This is a genomic window from Streptomyces sp. NPDC085944 (assembly GCF_040686295.1).
Taxonomy (GTDB): Bacteria; Actinomycetota; Actinomycetes; order Streptomycetales; family Streptomycetaceae; genus Streptomyces; species Streptomyces salinarius.
In genome coordinates this window covers 42763-57922 of record NZ_JBFBJX010000015.1, presented here as the reverse complement: position 1 = coordinate 57922, position 15160 = coordinate 42763, and the positions used below count along the sequence as shown (strand labels likewise).

Here is a 15160-nt window from a genome sequence, read left to right as displayed (position 1 = left end):
GTCCGGAGCCCCGCCCCTGGCCGGAAGCCTCAGCCTTCCGAAGCCGCCGGCCCCCGGCCGGCAGGGCGGTCAGACGACCGGAGGGCGGCCCAGACGCGTCATCCGGGCCACGGTCGCCCACCGCATCGGCCGACGCGGGCCGCCGGGCACCCGGACCCCTTCGGCGAACCCGGCCGCCCATGCCCGCAGACCGCTCCACGAACGGGTCCGCGCCAGGGTCAGCAGGGTCCACGCCGCGAGGTAGGCCGGTACCAACGGCGCCGGCAGGTGCCGTTGGGCCAGCCACACCCGGTTGCGGGCCGTCATCCGGTAGTACACGGCATGCCGGGCCGGTGAGGTCCAGGGGTGCTGCAGCAGCAGCGACGGCTCGTACAGCACCCGCCACCCGTCGTCGAGCGCCCGCCACGCCAGGTCGGTTTCCTCATGGGTGAAGAAGAAGGCGTCCGGCCAGCCGCCGATCCGGTCCAGCATCCGCATCGACAGCGCGTGTCCGCCACCCAGGAACGTGGTCACCTCACCACCGCGCAGCGGGTCCTTCGACCGCAGCCGGGGAACGTGCCGGCGCTGGGTGCGGCCACGCTCGTCGGCGATGCGGAACGACACGATCCCCAGTCGTGGATCGGCCTCGTACATTGAAGCCAGCGTCTGGAACACGTACGTGTCGACGAGCAGTCCGTCGTCGTCCAGGTCGACGACGACGTCCACGTCCCCGTACGCCCGGAGGTGCTCGACGGCCACGTTGCGGCCGCCGGACACGCCCAGGTTCTCCTCCAGTTCCACACCGTCCACGCCCGCGGGCAGCTCCGGCAGCGGGCTGCCGTTGCCGATGACCACGACGCGCGCGGCCGGCCGGGTCTGCCCGGCCACCGAGTCCAGCAGCGCCCGCAACTCGGTGGGCCGGTTGCCCATGGTCAGGATGGCGATCCCGAGACGAGGGTGGCTCACGGGTGGACTCCGATCGACGTCGCGGTGACGCAGCCTATCGGCCCGCACGCCGGGCCGCCCCCGGTGGTGGGACGGGTCAGGGCTTGAGCGCGACTCCGCAGACGGACACGTCGGCCGTGGGTTCCTCGGGCCGGTCGGTGTCCGGGCGCCAGGTGGCCGTGGACACGACTCCCGGATCCACCGGGGTCAGTCCGGCGAAGAAGGCCGCGATCTCCTGCGGGGACCGCAGGTGGTAGGTGTTGGCCGACTGCCCGTTGTAGGCCTCGACCGCCCTGTTGAGCGCCTCGTTGCCGTTGGTGCCGTCGCTCAGGGCCAGGTAGCTGCCCGGGGGCAGCCCCGCCAGCAGGGTGTTCACCAGCTCCGCGGGACGCTCGGCGTCGGAGATCTGCCCCATGATGCCCAGCATGGTCAGCGCCACCGGGCGGCTGAGGTCCAGGGTCTTGGCGGCTTCGGCCAGGATCCGTTCGGGGTCCCGTACATCGGCGTCGACGTAGGCACAGGCGCCCTCCGGGCTGCTGGTGAGCAGGGCCTGGGCGTGGGTGAGGACGAGTGGGTCGTTGTCCACGTACACGATGCGGCTCTCCGGCGCGATGCGCTGGGCCACCTCGTGCGTGTTGTCCGCGGTGGGCAGTCCCGTGCCGATGTCGAGGAACTGCCGGACACCGGCCTCGCCGGCCAGGAAGCCCACCGCGCGAGCCAGGAACCGTCGTTGCACCCGCGCGACGGCCGCGAACTCGGGAAACGTCGTCAGGATGACCTCACCGGCGTCGCTGTCGACCGGGTAGTTGTCCTTGCCGCCCAGCAGATAGTTCCAGACACGGGCGGAGTGCGGACGATCGGTCTGCAGTCTGGCCCTGACTTCTTCACTCGGATCACTCATGGGCAAAGCTTCACACAAAGCCGCACGTCATGGGGCCAACTGCCGCCCGCTCGCACCGCATTCGGCTCAGAGGGACGGTTCGGCCGGGGACCGCAGACCCAGCCACTGCTCGGCGTCCCATGCCCGGAACCGCTCGACCTCGGTGAACCCCAGCTTCTCGGCGAGGCGCATCGAGCGGGCGTTGGCGGTCTGCGTGGTGAGCACCACCGGCTCATCGGGAAGGGCGCCGTCGAGCCAGTCGAGAGCCGCCGCGCACGCCTCGGCGGCGTACCCGAGACCCCATGCCCGGGGCAGGAACAGGTAGCCGAGATCGACCTTCCCCACGGCAGCCGGGCGTTGGTGCTCGGGCGCTCTCCTGAGCAGGACCTCGCCGATCATCGCCCCGTCGAGTTCGACGACGAAACACCCGGGCCACCGCCCCGGCACCCCGGGCATCTCGCGCGCGAGCTCCTCCCGCGGGCGGGGGCCGCCGAGGTAGGTGTGCACCTCCGGCGAGGCCAGCAGCTCGATGAACACCGCACGGTCCCGGGCCTCGGACTCACGGAGCACGAGTCTGCCCGTCCTGATCGGCTCGGGCGGCCAGGCGACGGGTCCCAGGTCTGACATGCGCGCAGGCTAACAGCCCCGGAACCCGGCCGGCCCGGGTTCAGCGCAGTCCGGCGAAGAGGTCGTTCTCCGGCAGGGCCGCGCCCGTGGTGTCCCGGACGCGCACGAAGGTCTCCATGCCCATCAGTTCGCCGAACCTCTCCTTGCCCATCCTGAGGAAGAAGATGTTCTCGCCCTGGCTGGCGTGCGCGGCCAGCGCGTCGAACTTCTGACCGCTGAACGCGGTGGTGTCGACCCAGGTGGTGATCTCGTCGTCGGGCAGACCGATCTCGGCCATCGCGGCGGCCTCGTCGGGGTCCGGCTCGGGCACGTCCTCGCCGAACTCGCGCATGATCTCGCCGAAACGCCCCATCATCGAGCGGGGCGCCGTCGTCCAGTAGACCTTCGGCGTCAACTCCGTCATCTCCAGTGCCGCCATCGTGATGCGGTGCGCCTGGATGTGGTCGGGGTGGCCATAGAAGCCGTTCTCGTCATAGGTGACGACCACATCGGGCCGGTAGTCCCGCATGAGTTCCGCGAGTCGTGCGGCGCCCTCCTCCACCGGTGTCCGCCAGAAGGATCCGGCGGCGTCGTTGCTGGGCCAGCCCGCCATCCCGGAGTCGGCGTAGTCCAGCATCTCCAGATCACTGATCTTCAGGACGTCACAGCTCTCCCGGAGTTCCTGACGGCGCATCAGGGCGACGGCCGCCGGATCGTGTCCGGGATCGCCCGGCTTCACACCCCCCGGTCCGTCACCGCAGCCGCCGTCGGTACACGTCACGAGCACCGTGCGGACGCCTTCCGCCGCGTACCGCGCGAGGACGCCGCCCGTTCCGGTGGCCTCGTCGTCGGGATGGGCGTGCACGGCCATGAGCGTCAAGGGTCGGTCGGTCATGAAAATGCTCCTCCTGAGGACATGCGTCTCGGTATACATGCGTCCCGAACGAATGGGGCGGTCATGCGCCTGTGCAACAGCGCGGGTCGGCCCCGCTGTTCCCGATGGTGCCGAGCGCGCGCGTCAGGGCGTGGAAAGAGCCGACCCCGTGGGGTCGTCCGGATCCGGGGTGTGGGGAAGGGGACCCAGCGAGGTGCCTTCCCAGAGCAGTGCTCGCCACCCCTGGTCGGGCGATCCGGTGAGGATGACGATGCCCGTGTTCGCCAGGGGGTGCTGCGCGGCGTAGGCGACGTCCACGTTGTCCGCCCGCGCCGCGACCCACATGCGGATCGCGGCACCGTGGCTGACGACGGCCACCGTCTCCGCGCCGTCCTCGTGGGCCTCGGCCACGACGGCGTCGAATCGGCCCAGCGCCTCCACTCCGTTCTCGCCGCCGGGCATACGGAGCCGTACGTCCCCCGCGGACCAGGCGAAGGCGGTGTGCATGTAGAGGCGTGCCGCCTCGTCGTCGCCGCGCATCTCCAGATCGCCGGCGGCCAGCTCCCGGACACCGGCCCGGACCCGGACCTCCAGCCCGGTCGCGGCGGCCAGGGGCGCGGCGGTCAGCTGGGTGCGCACGAGCGTCGAGGCGTACAGCGCGTCGATCTGCTCCGCCACCAGCGCGTCCGGCAGTGCCGCGGCCTGTTCCTGGCCCAGGGAGGTCAGACCGGGGCCGGGCTCCGCGGTGTCGAGGAGGTGCTTGAGGTTGGACGGAGTCTGACCGTGCCTGATGAGCAGGAGACGCATGCGGCGGGGCTTTCCGGGAGGTGGACGGGACATCCCCACCATGCCACGCTCCACGGGGAACGGGCGGGCTCCCGGGGCCTCACCGGTCGTGGACGGTGCCGTCGCGCAGGCGGTTGACGGGCAGGTAGGCAGGCTCGTGGGGGAAGCGGGACGCGGCCTCGTCGTCGAGCTCGACCCCGAGGCCGGGGGCGGCGCCGGGGTGCAGGAGGCGGTCCTCGAAGCAGTAGGACGTGCGGAACACCTCAAGCGTCCGAGGGGTGTGACGCAGGTACTCCTGGAGGCCGAAGTTGTGCACGGCGAGGTCGAGGTGGAGGGCGGCCGCCATGCCCACGGGTGAGATGCCGGTCGGACCGTGCATGCCGGACCTGATGCCGTACACGGCGGCCATGTCGAGCAGTTTGCGTGCGGCGGTGATGCCGCCGGTGTGCGTCACCGCCGAGCGGACGCAGTCGATCAGCCGGTCCCGGAGCAGCGTGGTGCAGGCGTGGACGGAGGTGCAGACCTCGTCGAGGAGGCCGCGCCGGCCCGGCAGGCCGCGTCGCCCGCCTCATGGCGCCGGGTGCCGACGCCGATCGGGAGATCCGGATAGCGGTCGCGGGCCCATTCGACGAGCGGGACGACACGAGCGGCTTCTTCGACGGCGGTGACTTCCTCTCCCGCACTGGCCGCCACTCCGCCGAGGTCGATCACGTCGGCCCCCTCGGCGACGGCCCTGGCGATGGCGGTCTGGGCCGCTTCGGTGGCGAAGGTGGCGCCTTGGTCGTAGAAGGAGTCCGGTGTGCGATTGACGATCGCCGTCACCAAGGGCCGGTCGCTGACGATGCGGCGGCCGCGGAATCGAGGTCGACTGCTGTGGCGTTCATGCGGTCATGGCCCCTGTCGTCGCTCGGGCGGCTGCTCCTCGCTGCTGCCGGTGCGACGGAGCCGGTCGGTGCGCCGGGTGAGGGTGTCGATGCGGTCGGCCAGGTCCCGGTGGTGCGCACGGAGGTGCGCACGGGCATCGGACAGCGGTTCGATGAGGCCGGCGGCGTCGTCCCGGCCCAGGGCCTGGACGAGAGGCGTACGAGCGTCGGCCGGCAGACCCGTGAGTGCGGTGACCTGACCGGCGAGCTGACGCAGGTCCGCGGCGTTGCCCCGGGCCCAGGTGGTGACGGCGCGGTCGGCGGCACGGCGGTCGCGGGTGGCCTGGACGCGCTGTTCGCCGGTGCTGCCGGGGGCACCCGGTCGCAGGCGCAGGTAGCGGCGTTCGGCGGCCTGGCGGCTGGCGACACCGAGTGGGCCGGCGAGCTCCGCCCAACTGGCCCCCGCCTCGCGGGCGGTTTCGATCAGTCCCGTCTCCCACCCGGCGAGCCGGTCGCGCATCTCGCGCAGGAGCAGCAGGGCGGCGAGCGCCTGGTCCGAGCTGACCTCGCCGCGGGACTGCTTGCCGTCCCGCGGCGCCTGGGCGCTGTGGACGGCTTCCTCGATCGCCGTCAGCGCCGCCTTGGCGGCGAGGAAGGACACGGGCTGGTCTGCGGGTTCCCGCGGGTCTGCGGCCATGGTCACCTCCCGACTCGACGTCGTCCACTCGACGTCGTCCAGTGGATGACATCAGTTGTTGTCATCGTTTCGATGACATGGTACAAGAAGAAGCAAGACCCAGCGCATGAGCGGATCTACTCGACTGGAGGTGTTTGACCATGCTGATGCGCACCGACCCGTTCCGTGAGCTCGACCGGCTCACCCAGCAGTTGTTCCCCACCGCGTCCGGCACCTGGTCCCGTCCCTCGGCGATGCCCATGGACGCCTACCGCGAGGGCGACGTGTACGTGATCGCCCTCGACATCCCCGGAGTCGACCGGGACGCTATCGACATCGACGTCGAGCGCAACATGCTGACCGTCCGGGCCGAGCGTCGTCCCGTCGCCGGCGGCGACGAGGCGCAGAGGGAACTCTCGGAACGCTCCTTCGGCGTGTTCTCCCGCCAGCTGATGCTCGCGGACACGCTCGACACCGAGCGGATCAGCGCCGACTACGACGCGGGCGTGCTCACCCTGCGCGTCCCGATCGCCGAGCGGGCCAAGCCGCGCAAGATCTCGATCGGTGCCGGCCCGGACCACAAGGAGATCTCCGGCTGAGGCGGGAGCCGTGCTCCCGGCGGCGGAGGACGGTGTGTCCCCCGGCCCCGCCCTCCGCCCGCCCGTCGGCACCGACCGCCCGGGGAAGGAGGACTGCGATGACCATGCGGTGGGACGTGTTCCTCGATCAGGTACAGGAACGCGGCGAGTACCCAACCCGCGCCGAGGCCGACCGTGCGGCACGCACCGTGCTGGCCCTCTTGGGCGCGCACCTGGTGGGTGATGTACGGGCCGAACTGGCCGCGAGGCTCCCGGAGAGCTTCGCGCTGATCCTCCTCAATCCACTGCAGGCCACCGAGCCGCTGTCCGCCGACCGCTTCGTGCGGGCCACGGCGGCGTGGATCGAGGGAGCCACCGAACAGACCGCCACCTGGGACGTCGGGGCCGTACTCAGCGTGGCCGCCGACGCAGCCGGCGCAGAGCTGACACGCCGCCTGCTGTTCCAGCTCCCGCCCGGGTACGACCTGCTCTTCGGGCGGCCCCAGGACGTCGCCGTCCCGAGCGCGGGCCGCACCTCCCGGCGCTGAGATCCGTTCCCGCAGAAACCGGCCGACCGGGCCGTACCTCACGACGCCGTACCACCAGCCCACGACAGAGAAAGGCGCCCCTCACCGATGCAGTCCCAGACGGCTCCGACGACGATGAAGCCCGAGCCGGCCATGTCCTTCGCACAGATGCTGGAGCAGGTCCGCTACCACGGCGCCTACCCCACCAGGGAGCGCGCCGAAGAGGTCGTGGCCGCCGTCCTGGCCGCCCTCGGCCGCCGCATCACCGGCGAGGAGAGGGTCGAACTGGCCGCCCGTCTCCCCCGCGAAGCGGCCCGGATCTTCGCCGCGCAGGTCCCGGAAACCGGACCGATGACCGGCTGGGCGTTCGTCAGGGACCTCGCCACCCGCACCGGCGGCACCCTCGCCACCACGCGGTGGGACGTCGGCTCGGTCCTGGGCGTCGTCGCACGTCTCGCCGGACCCGCTCTGCTCGACCGCGTCCTCGCCCAGCTGCCTCCCGGCTACGCGATCCTCTTCGGTCGCGCGGAACTGACCCAGGCCGCCTGAAACCCCGGGACCGCACTGGAGTCGCCGCCCCCAGGAGCCGGGAACCGGGGGCCGCACGGGCCGGCTCAGGGCAGCGGCGTCCCGCCCGTCACGTTCAGGGTCTCGGCGGTGACGTACCCGGCCTCCCGGGAGGCGAGGTAGACGTACGCCGGGGCGAGCTCGGCCGGTTGCGCGGGGCGGCCCAGTGGGCTCTGCTTGCCGAACTCGGCCGTGTCCGGCAGCGTCGCCGGGATCAGTGGTGTCCACACCGGTCCCGGCGCCACCGCGTTCACACGCATGGCGGCGTGCACCCGCACGACGACGTCGTTCTCGGCGGCATGGGGGCGGGGGAGCTGCGTCAGGGTGAGCCCGCCGGAACCCGCGTCGCGACCGTGGACGGTGATGGCTTGCACGAGGGGTCCTCGGAAGAAGTTGGTCGTGCACACACAGGTCCCCCCGGCGGCCCGGTGGGCACGTCGCGTGTCGTGATCTCGACCGCATGCCCCAGCCGCTCCGCCCGTGTGGGCCACTTCGGCGGCGTCGGAGCAAGCCACTTCCCCACCCGCCCTGAGTGCTTCTCCGGCCTCGCCGCCGCGCCGACCGCCGACCGCCTCGCCGCCGCGAAATCCGGCGTACCGGTGCGGATCAACCGGTCGGCGCAGCACTGAATCGATTCGCCGGGTGAACGGCGCCTCCGTCGAGCGAACCGGCGTCCCCGGACTGTGAGTCTGGGCAGCGCACCGACAACGGATCGACCGGCTCCGGCAGCCCGACCCGGCGATCCCCCACCGTTTGGAGTCCTTCGTGCCTCTTCGTCGTATCGTGACCAGCGCCCTCGCCTCCCTGTCCCTGGCTCTCGCCTCGGTCGGCGCGCTCACCCTGAGCGCCGGACCGGCCGCGGCGAACCCCTGCGGCTTCTACGAGACCGCTTCCGACGCCTACTACAACCACTGCACCTCGGACGGCTCGCACATCGTCATCGAGATCGACGACTGGGGGCCCAACAGCGAAATGTGCGTGGTGCCCGGCGTGACCTGGATCGGCGCCAGCTCCGACATCGACGGCGCCTGGTACACCGGCCGGACCTGCTGAGCCGAGCAACCGGGACGGCCAGAACCTGAACGGCTCGGCTCTTTGGGGAGGGCCGAGCCGGATCGACCGATTGCGAGGGCCTTCCGGCGGGCAGGGAAGGCACAGTAATGTCATGGACACGACCCCTCTCCCCCACAAGGAGGTCGAACATGCACGTGCGCACACTGGCCGGGCACCTTGCCGCGGCCGCGCTGATGTCGTTGCCGCTGCTGAGCGGCGAAGCCGCGGCCACCGACTCGCCGGGCGACATCGCGGGAACTGCGGCCGCATCCCGTGTTCTCACCTACGACGCCGCCGGCTCCGCCGAGTTCCGGTCCGCGGTCGACCGGGGCGCGGAGATCTGGAACGAGAGCGTCGAGGGTGCACAGCTGCGCCCGGTCCGGGCCGGGCAGCGGGCCGACATCCGCGTCGTGGCCGACGACGGCTGGCCCCGCGCCCTCCCCACGTCCCTGGGCAGGGGAACCGTCTGGATCGGGCGTCAGGCGGTGAACGAGGGCTACGACACGGTGCGCATCTCGTCGCACGAACTGGGTCACATCCTGGGGCTGCCGGACCGCAAGCCCGGGCCGTGCTCCAGCCTGATGTCGGGGTCGAGTGCGGGTGTCCCGTGCACGAACCCGTACCCGAGCGCGGCGGAGAAGGCGGAGGTCGAGAACAACTTCGCCGGTGCGGCCGGCTCGCCGTCACCCGTCGCGGGAGCGACTCGGGCCCTCTTCGTGGACTGACCGGGACACGAGCACCGGAGTGCGCCGTGCGGGGAAGCCGTGAAGAGTTCCGGCACACGTCCGAGGGCTCGATCGGGCAGGGGAAGACTGGAAGCACTCGCTCGGCGCCCCGAACAGGCGGGGCGCCGCACCGCGTTGGGAGGCCATCACCCATGTTCACTCTGGTACGGAGAAAGGTGCGGACGGCGGCGCTCGCACTCTCGACCGCCGCGACCCTCCTCGTCGGCGCCACCACCGCGAGCGGCGCGCCGGCGGACCCCGCCGCCCCCGTCGAGCAGGGGCCGACCTCGGTGGCCTACGTCGAGGTGAACAACAACAGCATGCTCAACGTCGGCAAGTACACCCTGGCGCACGGAGGCGGCAACGTCTTCGACGTCGCCGTGATCTTCGCGGCGAACATCAACTACGACACCGGCACGAACAAGGCGTACCTGCACTTCAACGACAACGTGCAACGCGTCCTCGACAACGTTGCCACCCAGATACGGCCGTTGCAGCGGAAGGGCATCAAGGTCCTCCTCTCGGTGCTCGGCAACCACCAGGGCGCCGGATTCGCCAACTTCACGTCCCAGCAGGCCGCTTCGGCGTTCGCGAAGCAACTCTCGAACGCCGTGGCGGAGTACGGCCTCGACGGCATCGACTTCGACGACGAGTACGCCGAGTACGGCACCAACGGCACCGCGCAGCCCAACGACAGTTCGTTCGTGCACCTGGTGACGGCCCTGCGCGCGAACATGCCGGACAAGATCATCAGCCTGTACAACATCGGTCCGGCCGCCTCACGCCTGTCCTACGGCGGCGTCGACATCTCCTCCGACTTCGACTACGCCTGGAACCCGTACTACGGCACCTGGCAGGTCCCCGGCATCGCGCTGCCCAAGTCACAGCTGTCACCCGCGGCGGTCGAGATCGGCCGGACCTCCCGCGGCACGGCCGCCGACCTCGCCCGTCGCACGGTCGACGAGGGGTACGGCGTCTATCTGACGTACAACCTCGACGGCAGCGATCGCAGCGCCGACGTCTCCGCGTTCACCAGGGAGCTGTACGGCAGCGACGCCGTCTACACGCCGTAGGCGGGCACCGCTCCCCGTCGGTCGACCCGGGTGTTCTCCGCCGAAAAGGGTTGGACGCCCGAGCCCCGCGACGGTAGCTTGCGGTGCACCGCGACACCGCCCGAGACGGAACCGGGGCCGCAGGCCGTGCGCAGGCTCCTGACCGAACTGATGGGCATCGACGAGGTGAACCGCCGTCTCGTGGAGAAGATCACCGCGATCGGCATCCGCTACGACTTCGGTACGGGCCCCGACCTGCTCGGCCGGCGCCTGCGGGACATCGACGTGGCACAGGGCCGCCTCTACGGTCTGTTGCACCGCGGACGGGGGCTGCTGCGGGACCGTACCGGACGCTCGCCGTGAACGGCTGGTCGGACCGGATCGATCACCTCGCGGACCCCACGGCCGCGCTGGACGTTCCGTGCGTCCTGGTGCGCCCCGACGGGCACGTCGCCCGGATCGGCGACGATCAGCGGGACCTGGAGGAGCACCTCTCCCGCTGGTTCGGCCGTCCCGCCGGCTGACGCACCGGGGAGCGCGGGAAAGCGCTGCTCATCCGGGCGACTGGACCTGGTCGAAGAGGGCGAGGGCGGCGGCCGGGTCCGGGCTCACGAGGCGTTCCAGACCGGCCGTCGTGAAGCTCGCCCACCTGGCGGCCCGGGTCCACATCCGCTCCTCGAAGACCCGGACGGTTTCGTCCGGGTCCGCGGGGCCGGCGACGAGGGACTCGGCGAGTTCGGCGCCTTCCAGCAGCGCGAGGTTGGCCCCCGCCCCCAGCGGCGGCATCAGGTGGGCCGCGTCGCCCAGGAGCGTCACGCCGGCGACACGGGTCCAGGTGTGCCCCACGGGCAGGGCGTAGAGGGGGCGGTGGACGAAATCGGTGCCGTGCCGGAGGAGGTCGAGGAGGGGAGCGGCCCAGCCGTCGAACAGGGCCAGCAGACGTGACCGCACGGCGCCGGCGTCGGCCGTGTCCCGTTCCGTGTGCCGGTCGAGCGGCGCGCGGAACTGGGCGTACACCTTGACGTGGCCTCCACTGCCGCGCTGGGCGACGAGCGCTCGGTTCACGCCGTACACGGCCACGGAACCGTCGCCGGTCAGCCGGGCCAGGTCGGGGTGGCGGGTGTCTACGTCGTCCAGGGAGGTCTCGACCGCGGTGACGCCGGTGTAGCGCGGCGTCACCGCCGAGACCGCCGGGCGGGTTCGGGACCGGGCGCCGTCCGCGCCCACCACGAGGTCGAACGTCTCCTCCCGTCCGTCCGCGAAGTGGACCCGCACGCCGTCCCGGCCCCCCGGGACCGCCTTCGTCACGTGCTCGCCCCAGCGGACGCCGACGGGGCCGAGCAGCAGGTCACGGAGCTGGGACGCGGTGTACGCCGAGATCCTGCCCGGGGAACGAGCCGGTGACTGGCGGGAGGCGCTGCGCTCCCTCGCCCACGGCACCCGGCGCGCCGCCCTCCGGCACGAGTGGCTGGCCGACCTGCTCGGCGGCCGCCCGGCCCTGGGTCCGAACGGCCTGGCCGTGTCCGAGGCGACGCTGGCGGCCCTCGACGGCCTCACCGACGTCGACACCGTCATGCGCGCCGTGGAGACGGTCAGCGCCTACTTCACCGGCGCGATCAGGCGCGAGATCACCGATCTGCGGGCCGAGCGCGCCACGGGCCTGTCCAAGAGCGAGTGGCAGCGCGCCCGCGGCCCGCACGTGACGCGCATGCTGGCCACGGGCCGCTTCCCGGCGCTGACCAAGGCCGTGTACGACGGCACGCACGTGGAGGCCGAGGAGTCCTTCGCGACCGGCCTGGAGTGGGTCCTGGACGCCGTGGCGGCGAAACTCGGCTGACGTCCACGCGCAGGGGCCGTTTTCGGTGCCCCGCCGCTCTCCTCTGGGTACGGAACCGGGCAACAACGCCTCGACGAGAGACTGGACATGACTGGACACCAACCCGCTCATCAACCACCTCAACGCGTCGGCGTCGTCGCCGAGTCCTTGCCCGGGGAGACCCGCGTCGCCGCGACGCCCTCGACGGTGCGCCTGCTGCTCGGCCTCGGTTACGAGGTCGTCGTCGAGTCGGGGGCCGGCGCCGCCTCCGGCTTCGGTGACGAGGCCTATGCCGAGGCGGGGGCGAGGGTCGGCGAGGCCTGGACCGCGGATGTCGTACTGAAGGTCAACGCGCCCACCGACGAGGAGATCTCGGCGCTGCGCGCCGGGACGACGCTGGTGGCGCTCATCACTCCGGCCCAGCGGCCCGAGCTGCTGGAGGCGCTCGCCGCACGTGCCGTCACCGTGCTCGCCCTCGACGCGGTGCCGCGGATCTCGCGGGCGCAGTCGATGGACGTGCTCAGCTCCATGGCGAACATCGCCGGGTACCGGGCGGTCATCGAGGCCGCGCACGTCTTCGGACGCTTCTTCACCGGGCAGGTCACCGCGGCGGGCAAGGTGCCGCCGGCGAAGGTCCTTGTGGCGGGGGCCGGCGTCGCGGGGCTGGCCGCCGTCGGGGCCGCGTCCAGTCTGGGCGCGATCGTCCGCGCCACCGACCCCCGTCCCGAGGTCGCCGACCAGGTGCGGTCGCTGGGCGGTGAGTACCTTGCGGTGAACGTGGCCCAGGAGGAGAGCACCGACGGCTACGCCCGGGCGACGTCGGCCGACTACGACCGGGCCGCGGCCGAGCTGTACCACGAGCAGGCCCGCGACGTGGACGTGGTGATCACCACCGCGCTGATACCCGGCCGGCCCGCCCCGCGACTGCTGACGGCCGCCGACGTGGCGGCGATGAAGCCCGGCAGTGTCGTCGTCGACATGGCCGCCGCCCAGGGCGGCAACGTCGAGGGGACCGTCGCGGGCCGGAGTGTGGTGACCGACAACGGTGTGACCCTCATCGGCTACACGGACCTGGCGTCCCGGCTGCCCGCCCAGGCGTCGCAGCTGTTCGGCACCAACCTGGTCAACCTGCTCAGGCTGCTCACCCCCGGCAAGGACGGCCGGATCGTCGTCGACTTCGACGACGTGGTGCAGCGGACCGTGACCGTGGTCCGTGCGGGCGCGGTCACCTGGCCTCCCCCGCCGGTCGCCGTGTCGGCGGCGCCGCCCGCCACCGCCCCGGCGGCATCGACCGCCGCCCCGGTGGGCGCCAAGCCCTCCCGCCTCGCCCCGGCGGGTCGCTTCCTGCTGATCGGCCTCGGCATGCTCGCGACCTTCCTGATGGTCGCCTTCGCCCCGGCGCAGCTGGCGGAGAACTTCACGGTGTTCGCGCTGGCGGTGGTCATCGGCTACTACGTGATCGGCAAGGTGCACCACTCCCTGCACACACCCCTGATGTCGGTGACCAACGCCATCTCGGGGATCGTGGTGATCGGGGCCCTCCTGCAGATCGGGCACGAGAGCGCGCTCGTCACCGTGCTGTCCTTCGTGGCGATCCTGCTGACGAGCGTCAACATCTTCGGAGGCTTCGCGGTCACCCGCCGCATGCTGTCCATGTTCTCGAGAGGCGAGTCCCGATGACGTCCATGACCGCCTCCCGCGCCGCCGACCTGGTCGCGGCCCTGCTGTTCGTCCTCAGCCTCGCCGGTCTGTCGCAGCACCGGACCTCGCGCGCCGGCGTCGTCTACGGCATCGCGGGGATGGCCCTCGCCCTGGTGGCGACCGTCGTCGTCTCGGCGCAGAGCGTCTCCGCCGGGCCCATCGCGCTGATCCTGCTCGCCACGGTGATCGGGGGCGCGCTGGGCCTGTGGCGGGCGCGGCGGGTGGAGATGACCCAGATGCCCGAGCTGATCGCGGTGCTGCACAGTTTCGTCGGTCTCGCGGCCGTCCTGGTCGGCTGGAACAGCTACCTGGAGGTCGAGGCGCACGGCTCGCGGGGCCGGATCGCCGCCGACCTGATCGGCATCCACCACGCGGAGGTGTTCATCGGCGTCTTCATCGGCGCGGTCACCTTCACCGGCTCCGTGGTGGCGTACCTGAAGCTGTCCGCGCGGATCAGGTCCCGGCCCCTGGTGCTGCCCGGCAAGAACGCCCTGAACCTGGGGGCGCTGGCCGCGTTCGTGGGGCTGACGGTCTGGTTCACCGTCAGTCCGAACCTCCCGCTGATGGTGACGGTCACGGTGGTGGCGTTCGCCCTGGGCTGGCACCTGGTGGCCTCCATCGGCGGCGGCGACATGCCCGTCGTCGTGTCGATGCTCAACAGCTACTCCGGCTGGGCCGCGGCGGCGGCCGGGTTCCTGCTCGACAACAACCTGCTCATCGTCACCGGTGCCCTGGTCGGGTCCTCCGGTGCGTATCTGAGCTACATCATGTGCCAGGCGATGAACCGTTCCTTCCTCTCCGTCATCGCGGGCGGGTTCGGCATCGAGGCCCCGCCCGGCGGTGACGAGGAGCAGGGCGAGCACCGTGAGATCCGGGCCCACGAGGCGGCAGAGCTGCTCGCGCGGGCCCGGTCCGTGGTGATCACCCCCGGCTACGGCATGGCCGTGGCGCAGGCCCAGCACCCGGTCGCGGAGCTGACGCGGCGGCTGCGCGAGCGCGGGATCGAGGTGCGCTTCGGCGTTCACCCGGTCGCCGGGCGGCTGCCGGGGCACATGAACGTGCTGCTGGCCGAGGCGAAGGTGCCCTACGACATCGTTCTGGAGATGGACGAGATCAACGACGACTTCGCCCACACGTCGGTCGTGCTCGTGATCGGGGCGAACGACACGGTCAACCCCTCCGCGACCGACGATCCCGCCAGTCCGATCGCGGGGATGCCCGTGCTGCGGGTCTGGGAGGCGGAGCAGGTCGTCGTCTTCAAACGCTCGATGGCCTCCGGCTACGCGGGTGTGCAGAACCCGCTGTTCTTCCGGGAGAACAGCGGCATGCTCTTCGGCGACGCCAAGCAGAGCGTCGAGGGCATCCTGCGGGCGCTCGGCCCCGAGACCGGAGCGGGCCCGGCAGCCCCCGCGCAGGGGGTGGCGGCGGGAAGGTGAACCGGGACGTTCAGGACCGGCCCGACGCCTTCACGGCCCGGTCCTGAACGTACCGTACGGCCCGGTCCTGAACGTCCCGCCGGTCGAGGCCGTCGT

Annotated in this window: 16 protein-coding genes and 5 pseudogenes; 11 read left to right on the top strand and 10 right to left on the bottom strand. The window is 71.7% G+C overall.

What is annotated here, in order from left to right; all coding sequences use genetic code 11:
• Nucleotides 1-69: 69 nt before the first annotated feature.
• From AB0P07_RS27240 to AB0P07_RS27205, 8 genes and pseudogenes are all read right to left on the bottom strand, one after another.
• Entirely contained in the window at nucleotides 70-945 is an 876-nt protein-coding gene (locus AB0P07_RS27240; protein ID WP_365555154.1) for a glycosyltransferase, read from the bottom strand.
• Between the two features lie 76 nt (nucleotides 946-1021).
• A complete protein-coding gene (locus tag AB0P07_RS27235; protein WP_365555153.1) occupies nucleotides 1022-1825 on the bottom strand; it encodes an SAM-dependent methyltransferase in 804 nt (267 codons plus the stop codon).
• A 66-nt stretch (nucleotides 1826-1891) separates the two neighbouring features.
• Nucleotides 1892-2431, bottom strand: coding sequence for a GNAT family N-acetyltransferase (locus AB0P07_RS27230; protein ID WP_365555151.1), 540 nt, complete (start codon nucleotides 2429-2431; stop codon nucleotides 1892-1894).
• A 40-nt stretch (nucleotides 2432-2471) separates the two neighbouring features.
• Entirely contained in the window at nucleotides 2472-3305 is an 834-nt protein-coding gene (locus tag AB0P07_RS27225; protein WP_365555149.1) for a PIG-L family deacetylase, read from the bottom strand.
• Between the two features lie 123 nt (nucleotides 3306-3428).
• The gene (locus tag AB0P07_RS27220) at nucleotides 3429-4091 is read right to left on the bottom strand and encodes a histidine phosphatase family protein (RefSeq protein ID WP_365555147.1); all 663 of its coding nucleotides are present in this window, start codon (nucleotides 4089-4091) and stop codon (nucleotides 3429-3431) included.
• A 79-nt stretch (nucleotides 4092-4170) separates the two neighbouring features.
• Nucleotides 4171-4563 (bottom strand): annotated as a pseudogene (locus tag AB0P07_RS27215) (enolase C-terminal domain-like protein); the annotation flags it as partial.
• The gene (locus AB0P07_RS27210) at nucleotides 4545-4892 is read right to left on the bottom strand and encodes a dihydropteroate synthase (RefSeq protein WP_365555146.1); all 348 of its coding nucleotides are present in this window, start codon (nucleotides 4890-4892) and stop codon (nucleotides 4545-4547) included. The pseudogene AB0P07_RS27215 and the gene AB0P07_RS27210, both read right to left, overlap by 19 nt.
• A 66-nt stretch (nucleotides 4893-4958) precedes the next feature.
• A complete protein-coding gene (locus AB0P07_RS27205; RefSeq protein ID WP_365555144.1) occupies nucleotides 4959-5630 on the bottom strand; it encodes a type III effector protein in 672 nt (223 codons plus the stop codon).
• Between the two features lie 140 nt (nucleotides 5631-5770).
• On the opposite strand from AB0P07_RS27205, the gene AB0P07_RS27200 reads away from it, so the two are divergent.
• The 3 genes from AB0P07_RS27200 (at nucleotide 5771) to AB0P07_RS27190 (ending at nucleotide 7263) form a co-directional block, all read left to right on the top strand.
• Nucleotides 5771-6208, top strand: a complete 438-nt coding sequence (locus AB0P07_RS27200; RefSeq protein WP_365555142.1) for an Hsp20/alpha crystallin family protein — start codon at nucleotides 5771-5773, stop codon at nucleotides 6206-6208.
• Between the two features lie 98 nt (nucleotides 6209-6306).
• Complete coding sequence (locus AB0P07_RS27195; protein ID WP_365555141.1) at nucleotides 6307-6735, top strand: DUF2267 domain-containing protein; 429 nt, start codon at nucleotides 6307-6309, stop codon at nucleotides 6733-6735.
• 87 nt (nucleotides 6736-6822) lie between these two features.
• A complete protein-coding gene (locus AB0P07_RS27190) occupies nucleotides 6823-7263 on the top strand; it encodes a DUF2267 domain-containing protein (protein WP_365555139.1) in 441 nt (146 codons plus the stop codon).
• Between the two features lie 65 nt (nucleotides 7264-7328).
• Here the strand turns inward: AB0P07_RS27190 and AB0P07_RS27185 are convergent.
• Nucleotides 7329-7541, bottom strand: a pseudogene (locus tag AB0P07_RS27185) (SDR family oxidoreductase); the annotation flags it as partial.
• 186 nt (nucleotides 7542-7727) lie between these two features.
• Between AB0P07_RS27185 and AB0P07_RS27180 the strand changes: the two are divergent.
• From AB0P07_RS27180 to AB0P07_RS27160, 5 genes and pseudogenes are all read left to right on the top strand, one after another.
• Entirely contained in the window at nucleotides 7728-7910 is a 183-nt protein-coding gene (locus tag AB0P07_RS27180; protein ID WP_365555137.1) for a hypothetical protein, read from the top strand.
• 136 nt (nucleotides 7911-8046) lie between these two features.
• Nucleotides 8047-8334, top strand: a complete 288-nt coding sequence (locus tag AB0P07_RS27175; protein ID WP_365555136.1) for a DUF6355 family natural product biosynthesis protein — start codon at nucleotides 8047-8049, stop codon at nucleotides 8332-8334.
• A 149-nt stretch (nucleotides 8335-8483) separates the two neighbouring features.
• Complete coding sequence (locus AB0P07_RS27170; protein ID WP_365555135.1) at nucleotides 8484-9059, top strand: snapalysin family zinc-dependent metalloprotease; 576 nt, start codon at nucleotides 8484-8486, stop codon at nucleotides 9057-9059.
• A 152-nt stretch (nucleotides 9060-9211) separates the two neighbouring features.
• Complete coding sequence (locus AB0P07_RS27165) at nucleotides 9212-10132, top strand: endo-beta-N-acetylglucosaminidase H (protein ID WP_365555133.1); 921 nt, start codon at nucleotides 9212-9214, stop codon at nucleotides 10130-10132.
• A 105-nt stretch (nucleotides 10133-10237) separates the two neighbouring features.
• Nucleotides 10238-10635: pseudogene (locus AB0P07_RS27160) on the top strand (monooxygenase); the annotation flags it as partial.
• 28 nt (nucleotides 10636-10663) lie between these two features.
• Here AB0P07_RS27160 and AB0P07_RS27155 read toward each other — a convergent pair.
• A pseudogene (locus AB0P07_RS27155) lies at nucleotides 10664-11470 on the bottom strand (FAD-dependent monooxygenase); the annotation flags it as partial.
• Between the two features lies 1 nt (nucleotide 11471).
• Between AB0P07_RS27155 and AB0P07_RS27150 the strand changes: the two are divergent.
• The 3 genes and pseudogenes from AB0P07_RS27150 to pntB all read left to right on the top strand — a co-directional run.
• Nucleotides 11472-11948, top strand: a pseudogene (locus AB0P07_RS27150) (TetR/AcrR family transcriptional regulator C-terminal domain-containing protein); the annotation flags it as partial.
• An 87-nt stretch (nucleotides 11949-12035) separates the two neighbouring features.
• A complete protein-coding gene (locus AB0P07_RS27145) occupies nucleotides 12036-13607 on the top strand; it encodes a Re/Si-specific NAD(P)(+) transhydrogenase subunit alpha (RefSeq protein WP_365555131.1) in 1572 nt (523 codons plus the stop codon).
• The gene (pntB, locus tag AB0P07_RS27140; RefSeq protein WP_365555129.1) at nucleotides 13604-15064 is read left to right on the top strand and encodes a Re/Si-specific NAD(P)(+) transhydrogenase subunit beta; all 1461 of its coding nucleotides are present in this window, start codon (nucleotides 13604-13606) and stop codon (nucleotides 15062-15064) included. Before AB0P07_RS27145 ends, pntB begins: the two co-directional genes overlap by 4 nt.
• Nucleotides 15065-15160 lie beyond the last annotated feature (96 nt).